Source organism: Paracoccus sp. NIOT.M2S5SZ12, from assembly GCF_057748165.1.
Genome location: NZ_JBYLFR010000040.1, coordinates 1 through 6895 on the forward strand (window position 1 = coordinate 1; position 6895 = coordinate 6895).

Annotated in this window: 9 protein-coding genes and 1 pseudogene; 5 read left to right on the forward strand and 5 right to left on the reverse strand. The window is 63.6% G+C overall.

The window, feature by feature from the left end:
* Positions 1-418: 418 nt before the first annotated feature.
* Both AC2SGK_RS17830 and AC2SGK_RS17835 read right to left on the reverse strand, forming a co-directional pair.
* Positions 419-1516, reverse strand: a complete 1098-nt coding sequence (locus AC2SGK_RS17830; RefSeq protein WP_072298583.1) for an HPP family protein — start codon at positions 1514-1516, stop codon at positions 419-421.
* 116 nt (positions 1517-1632) lie between these two features.
* Positions 1633-2049, reverse strand: a complete 417-nt coding sequence (locus AC2SGK_RS17835) for an RrF2 family transcriptional regulator (protein WP_072298557.1) — start codon at positions 2047-2049, stop codon at positions 1633-1635.
* A 78-nt stretch (positions 2050-2127) separates the two neighbouring features.
* Here AC2SGK_RS17835 and hmpA point away from each other — a divergent pair, with 78 nt between their 5' ends.
* From hmpA to copM, 3 genes are all read left to right on the forward strand, one after another.
* The gene (hmpA, locus tag AC2SGK_RS17840) at positions 2128-3318 is read left to right on the forward strand and encodes an NO-inducible flavohemoprotein (protein WP_072298558.1); all 1191 of its coding nucleotides are present in this window, start codon (positions 2128-2130) and stop codon (positions 3316-3318) included.
* A gap of 28 nt (positions 3319-3346) precedes the next feature.
* Complete coding sequence (locus AC2SGK_RS17845; RefSeq protein ID WP_072298559.1) at positions 3347-3649, forward strand: DUF6522 family protein; 303 nt, start codon at positions 3347-3349, stop codon at positions 3647-3649.
* Between the two features lie 119 nt (positions 3650-3768).
* Entirely contained in the window at positions 3769-5232 is a 1464-nt protein-coding gene (gene copM / locus AC2SGK_RS17850) for a CopM family metallochaperone (RefSeq protein WP_488324748.1), read from the forward strand.
* Between the two features lie 109 nt (positions 5233-5341).
* Here copM and AC2SGK_RS17855 read toward each other — a convergent pair.
* Together AC2SGK_RS17855 and AC2SGK_RS17860 are read right to left on the reverse strand one after the other, a co-directional pair.
* A pseudogene (locus tag AC2SGK_RS17855) lies at positions 5342-5530 on the reverse strand (integrase core domain-containing protein); the annotation flags it as partial.
* 31 nt (positions 5531-5561) lie between these two features.
* Entirely contained in the window at positions 5562-5726 is a 165-nt protein-coding gene (locus tag AC2SGK_RS17860; protein ID WP_488324749.1) for a hypothetical protein, read from the reverse strand.
* A 169-nt stretch (positions 5727-5895) separates the two neighbouring features.
* Here AC2SGK_RS17860 and AC2SGK_RS17865 point away from each other — a divergent pair, with 169 nt between their 5' ends.
* Together AC2SGK_RS17865 and AC2SGK_RS17870 are read left to right on the forward strand one after the other, a co-directional pair.
* Positions 5896-6138: a type II toxin-antitoxin system VapB family antitoxin gene (locus AC2SGK_RS17865; protein WP_488324750.1), complete on the forward strand. Its 243-nt coding sequence runs from the start codon at positions 5896-5898 to the stop codon at positions 6136-6138.
* A complete protein-coding gene (locus AC2SGK_RS17870) occupies positions 6138-6563 on the forward strand; it encodes a type II toxin-antitoxin system VapC family toxin (protein WP_119885847.1) in 426 nt (141 codons plus the stop codon). The genes AC2SGK_RS17865 and AC2SGK_RS17870 overlap by 1 nt, the downstream gene beginning before the upstream one ends.
* On the opposite strand, the gene AC2SGK_RS17875 is transcribed toward AC2SGK_RS17870, so the two are convergent.
* Positions 6560-6667 carry a DUF4113 domain-containing protein gene (locus tag AC2SGK_RS17875; protein WP_488324751.1) on the reverse strand — a complete coding sequence of 36 codons (108 nt, stop codon included), beginning with the start codon at positions 6665-6667 and terminating at the stop codon, positions 6560-6562. The genes AC2SGK_RS17870 and AC2SGK_RS17875 overlap by 4 nt on opposite strands.
* Between the last annotated feature and the right edge of the window lie 228 nt (positions 6668-6895).

Sequence of the window (6895 nt, forward strand, 5' to 3'; positions counted from 1 at the left end):
GTGCGGTAGCGGGCGGGCTTGGGCTTGCTCATGCTGCCCATCTAACCGCATGGATTCACCAAGTGAATCCTTCACGGGGAGAGTTCTGCAACAACGCCAACCGAAGCCCTGCTTATTGTCACCGAAGGCAGGTACCATCAGGTCCGCCGTATGTTCGCCGCTGCCGGAAACCACGTCGAGGAACTGCGCCGTGAACGGATTGGCCGTCTGTAATTACCTGATGACATGGCTCCCGGTCAGTGGAAGCTGCTGAGTGAAGAAGAAATCGCTTCGATCTTTCGCTAGGCTGGTCACCCTGCATGTGCCTTCAATCCTTTTGAAGCGCGGACACCTGGTGATATCACCGGCTGCTCAGCAGATTTGGCTTGCCGAGGCCGCGCGATTTGTGTCCTGCGCAGGAATGAGATCTGGCCCGGCCTCAGGCTACCATTCCGGTTGCCCGATCATTGGTCGAAATGCTGTGCCGCGCGAGTGCGCTGATCAGGTCAGTGCGGGTCACGATGCCGATGATCCGGTTGCCTTCGAGGATGGGAACGGCATCGACCGCGCCATCCGACATCAGGGGCAGCAGCGCGCCGAGCGGCGTCGAGGGAGAGGCGTGGGGGACATCCGCCTGCATCAACCTGTCCGCCAGCGCGTCGGCATCCGAGCCGATCAGGTGGATCTGGTAGATGACGCCAAGATAGCGCCCCTCCTCGACAACCGGGATCGAGGTGAAGCGGTGCCGTCGGAACAGCGCCGCAACCTCCTCGGCGAGAGAATCGGGGCCGACCGTCACCAGGTCGCGCGACATGATGCTTTCGGCGGTGACGGGTCCGGTGCGCTGTGCCGCTGCCTGCAGCTCGGCCGCGCCCACCAGTCGCGCCAGGTCCTCGGCCCCGAGATTGAAGTTCTGGCGATAGCGTTCCAGAAGATCGACCAGCTGCGCTTCCGACAGGCCGATCCTCGTGCTGGGCGACGGGTCCGCCGTCCGGTTGATGTTCGGCTCGTCATGCTGCCGCATGGGATAGTGGCGGCCGGTCAGGCGCGCATAAAGTGCCGCAAGTGCCACCAGCAGCAGCGTTCCCGCGGCCACCGGCGTCACAGCAAAGCGGAACCCCAGGTCGGCGATGGCCTCGGGGCTCATGGCCGCGGTCATCGCGACGGCGCCTGCCGGGGGATGAAGCGCACGACAGAGGATCGTGGCGGTAATCGCGGCCCCGACCGCAACGGCGATCCGAAGTGCCGGGTCGGCCACCAGAAGACATGCGGCAACACCGATCAGCGCGGCGACCGTGTTGCCCACCACCGCCGCCCAAGGCTGCGCAAGCGGGCTGTTCGGCACGGCAAACAGCAGAACCGAACTCGCGCCGAAAGGGGCGATCAGGTACAGCCCCAGCTGCGCATCGACCGCGGGCGACAGGGCGAAGAGGCCGGCAATGGCAAGGCCCGCCAGCGCGCCCACACCCGCGCGCAAGGCCTCGGCCAGAGGCGCGGATGCGATGGACGGGCCGAAGGACCGCAGCGCATGTCTCAGGTCGTGAAGCAAAGCCGGAACCTCCGGGTCTTTGGCTGCATGAAAATCGACCAATAAGCCTAAACGGGAGGCAGTTGAAAGACCTGCGGCTGATTGTTGCGGCCTTGGTCGGGTCTTCAGACCGCGAAGAGGTGCCGGAAGGCGTCCGGCGTGCGCGCCACGTCTGACAGGCGGCACCTGTCGAGGACCGTCACGAAGGCTTCCCTGGCTTCGGCGAAGACGGCCGGCAAGCCACATCCTTCGGCGATGCGGCAGGTGCTGCAGTCGACCATGGCGCCGTCGTCCTCGGTATGCCGGACAACCTGGCCGATGGTGATCTCTGCCGCCGGCCGGGCCAGCCGCAGCCCGCCATGGCGGCCCCTGACCGTCTTGATGAAGCCGGCGTTCCCCAGGTCCTGGACGATCTTCATCAGGTGGTTCTGGGAAATCCCATGCGCATCGGCGATCTGCCGGATCGACGTCAGCCCGCCGTCATTGGCGGCAAGATAGATCAGCGCGCGAAGCGCATAGTCGGTGTAGCGGGTCAACTTCATCTTTTTACAATAGAGGTATTCCCAACGCATGTATAGGAGGTTATAGATGCATTACTGATGCATGTTTAGGAGAGACTCATGCCACGTCCCCTGTCGCAGCAGACCATCGCCGTCGTGAAGGCCACGGTGCCCGCGCTGGAGCAGCACGGCCCGGTGATCACCGAGACGATGTATCGCCGCCTGTTCCGGAACGAGCACATCGCGGCACTGTTCAACCAGGCGAACCAGAAGAAGGGGACGCAACGCCTGGCGCTGGCACATGCGGTGCTGGCCTATGCGCAGAACATCGAGAACCTGTCGGTTCTTGGCGCGGCGGTGGAACGGATCGCGCAGAAGCACATCGGCTATGCCATCCTGCCCGAGCATTATCCCTTCGTGGGCGAGGCCCTTCTGGGCGCGATCGAGGAGGTCCTGGGCGATGCCGCGACCGAGGAGATCCTCCAGGCCTGGGGCGAGGCCTACTGGTTCCTGGCCGACCTGCTGATCGAGCGCGAGGCCGCCATCCGGGCAGAGATCGAGGCGCAGCCCGGCGGCTGGACCGACTGGCGGCGCTTCCGCGTTGCGGAAAAACGGGTTGAGGCGGCCGGCATCGTCTCGTTCATTCTGCGGCCTGAGGATGGGGGCGCAGTCATCCCGCACCGCCCCGGGCAGTATCTGACCCTGCGCTTCGACCTGGCGGGTCTGCCTGGCGTCAAGCGCAACTACTCCATCTCCAGCGCGCCGGATGCGGGGTTCTACCGGATCACCGTCAAGAGAGAGCCTGACGGAGAGGCTTCGGGCTTCCTCCACGACCATGTCGACGTCGGTGCCGTGATCGAGGCCACGCCCCCGGCTGGCGACTTCCACCTGCCCGACGCGCCAGAGCGGCCGCTGGTCCTTTTGTCGGGCGGCGTCGGCCAGACTCCCATCATCAGCATGCTGGAGGTCATGGCCGACCGGCACCGCGACGTGCCAGTCTTCTATGTGCACGGCACGAACAGCCCGGCCCACCATGCCCTGGAGGCCCAGGTCCACGACGCCGCGGCACGGCACGGCAACGTCCTGGTCGAGACGTTCTACGAGGGCGGGACCGATGACGGCGCCAATCGCGGCCTGATCACCATCGACTGGCTGCAGGCCAACACCCCGCTGGCCGAGGCAGACATCTACCTGTGCGGCCCGCGCCCGTTCCTGCGCCACTTCGTCGCCGGGCTGCGCGACGCCGGCATTCCCGCCGACCGCATCCATTTCGAGTTCTTCGGTCCGGCCGACGAACAGCTGGCGGCGTAAGGGAGAACAGGGATTGGAGGGTTGCACCATGAAAAGCAAGGTAGAGTTTCAAAACGGGCAGCCCATCGTCGATGCGGCCGATATCGCTCCGTTGCTGGAGCTGGATGTCGTTGGTTTTCAGGCCCTGATGAAGTCCGGGAAGATCAGGACCGGAGTGGAGCGAGGCAGTGGTCAGGACGAAGGCAAGCTTCGCCTGACGTTCCAATCGTCTCAGTGGCGTGTGAGGTTGACCTGCGCCGGTGACGGCCAGGTGCTGACGACAACGCGCCTGCGGATGGAGGCAAGAGAACCCGCATCGGCACCAGAAACCGAACTGAGGATGACGCGATGACGATTGCCATTCACGGTGCCTGGGTCGCGGTCGATGACACGGCGGCATCGCCCGCGCCGCTCAAACTGGAACGCGGATGCCCGCCGTTCAACGTTCACAAGAAGAAATAGGATCTACCGATGTCTGACCTTTCCACCCGCAGAACCGGCCTTGCATGGTTGGCTGGGCTTGTCGGGATCCTCACCCCCGCAGCGGCGACGGCGCATGTGAAGTGGTTCGCCCCTTACATCGTTGATGCTGCACCGGCACCGATCACGCGCACCCTCACCGATCCGTGGTTCTGGTCCGGCATTGCGCTCGTGCTTCTCTTTTTTGTCGCCACACGGCTCGTCGAACGCAGCACGGCGGGTGAACGCACCTTGTCCGCAATGGACCGGATCACCAACCCGCTCTGGTTCCGGCTGGACGACTTCGTCCGGATCATGATCGCCGGCTTCTTCGTGGCGATCTTCTCGGTCGGTGGCGTCTACCTGACGCCGGATCTCAAGACGCCGGCGGAGTGGGTGTCGTGGGTACAGCTCCTGATTGCCGCCGGCATCGTCTCGCGCCGCACAATGCCCTTCTCGGCTGCAGGGATCATCTTCCTTTGGGTGCTCGCGTTGCGCGACTACGATCCTTTCCACCTGCTCGATTACTTAGCCTTGGGCGTAGCCGTGGCCGCCTATCTGGTTCTCGAAGCCTCGGATCGTCCAGACTGGCGGAAGCATCGTTTCGAAGTGCTCCGTTGGGGTGTCGCCATTGCGCTGATGTGGTCCAGCCTCGAGAAGTTCGCCTATCCTGAGTGGTTCCACCCGCTCGTGCTGGAAAAGCCCTTCCTGACCTTCGGCCTTCCGCGCGACGTCTTCATTCCCATGGCAGGCGTTGCCGAGTTTACGATGGGGCTGGGTCTCCTGGCCACACCTCTTGTTCGCCGCCTTTCGGCAATCGCGCTCTTCGTGATCTTTAACTCGGCAGTCTATCCCTTTGGCCGGATCGACCTCATCGGCCATGCCCTGATTATGGCTATCATCGTCGTTATCGCTGTTGATCATACACGCGAGCTGCACTTCTGGTCCTGGATCCGGCGGTCACTTATCGGCGTACCGGTCGGGTTGGCCTCCGCGCTCGTGATCTTCATCACGGCTTACTGGGGTTTGCACGCTGTCTTCTACGGAACTGAGACGCTGACGATGGCTGAGATGCAGGTCGACGGGGCCAGCATGGCTACCCATTCCTACTCACTTGAACATCCGCATGGGCCCCAGGCTTTGGAGACACTCCGCGATGGTGTCCAACTACCTGAAAACGCTGTACCCGCAGATCTTGGTTCGGCCTCGTTCTCTGACGCCTACGCCATGTCGATGATGGGCATGCACGACGAGATGATGGCGGGACTAGGCCACAGTGATCCGGACATCGCCTTCGTGCTCGGGATGATCCCTCATCACCAAGGCGCGATCGATATGGCGCGTATTCAGCTTGCTGCTGGTTCCGATCCCGAGAACATGCAACTCGCCCGGCACATCATTGCCGAGCAGCAGCAAGAGATCGACGCGATGCGGGCCTGGCTGCAGGAACGTGGGGTCGAGGTTCCGGACAACTGACATCTTCATGCCGTGGCCGGGCATATCCGGCCGCGGCAACAAATCGGCGGCACCGAGACCTGAGCGCTCGGCTGCAAAGCGGCTGACCTGCCCCCCGATGGTCCGTCGATCATAACGAGAGTCTGCCGGTTTGAGATTGGTAGTCGGCGGGTGGTTTCAGGGCAAGCTCGCCGGGCGCGGAACCCTCGGTTAGCGCAAGCGTCCGGCGCGCTTCGAGAGGCGTCAGGTTGCCGAGTGAGGAGTGCGGCCTGACGGTGTTGTAGTCGTAGCGCCAGATGGCGATCTTTCGGCGGGCATCAGCGCGTCTATTGGCCTGTCCATCGGCCATTTCAGGTCAAACTGTTCCACCAGTCGACGACTCCGATGATCAGGCCGATGACGGATAAGATCATCAGCAGACCGCATATCCAGGCCAAGGTTCCGGGCTGCGGGGTGCCATTGCTCTTGGGCACCTGCTGGTGGCAGCGGGTGCAGAACCCAAGGTCACTGTCCATGTCGCAGTAGACGCACATTTCGAACTCCTTGCCGTGAATGAGAAAGTTCCAAATCCGGACCTGTTGCAGGGTTGCGCAGCAAAGCCGCGGCCCTGCGGGGCTTCTCAAATCTTGCCCGGCCAATATATCTATAATAGTATACCCACTAACACCACACAAGGATAGACGTATGGCGATGCTGATCAAGGGCGACGAGATCGACCAGCTGGTGGCCCGATACTGCGCCATGACCGGGCTGACGAACAAGAGCGAGGCCGTGCGCCGCGCGCTGTCCGCGCAGATCGAGGCGCTGGCGGCCGAGGAAAGCCTGGCGGTGCGGGTGGCGAAGATCCAGGACCGGGCGGCGGCGGACGGCTTTCGCCCGGCAGGCGACGACAAGGCATTCATAGACGATCTGTGGGGCGAGGTCTGATGTTTCTGGATGCCAGCGCCGTCGTCGCCGTCCTGTTGCGCGAACCCGAGGGGCCGGGCCTGCTGAAGGCGATGGAGGCCGCGCGGGGCAAGCTGCGCTTCTCCCCGATCACGCGGCTGGAAAGCACGCTGGCCCTGGTCCGGGCCCGCGTCCAGGCGCGGGGCAAGGGCCCTGCGACAGCCGATGATTTCGAGCGGGCGGCAGGGCTGGTGGCCGAACTGCTGGAGGCGCTGGAGGCCAGCGAGACGCATATCACCTCGGGCATGGGGCGCGAGGCGGCATCCGCGCTGGCGGTCTATGGCAAGGTCGTGGGCCATCCGGCGCAGCTGAACATGGGCGATGCGCTGTCCTATGCCTGCGCCAAGGCGTATCACGCGCCGCTGCTGTACAAGGGGGGAGACTTTGCGCAGACCGATCTGGCCTAGACGCGAACGACAGGCAGCTCGCTGATCCGGGTCGTGTATCTGGGCGAGCGCTGATCCGCTTTGGTCGCCCAGCTGCGGCTGACACCTTCGCGGGCCAGAACCATGGTCTTGCGGCCGGACGGTTAGGCGAGGAGTGGTAAGCGTGGGAATCGTGGTCATCTGCAGCCTTTTGCTCCTGACTGCAGAACCAATACAGATCAGTATCGGCTCTGTCGCGCGTAGCTACCACGGCTGCTGCATGATGGCGTTGTTGCAGAACTCTCCCCGTGAAGGATTCACTTGGTGAATCCATGCGGTTAGATGGGCAGCATGAGCAAGCCCAAGCCCGCCCG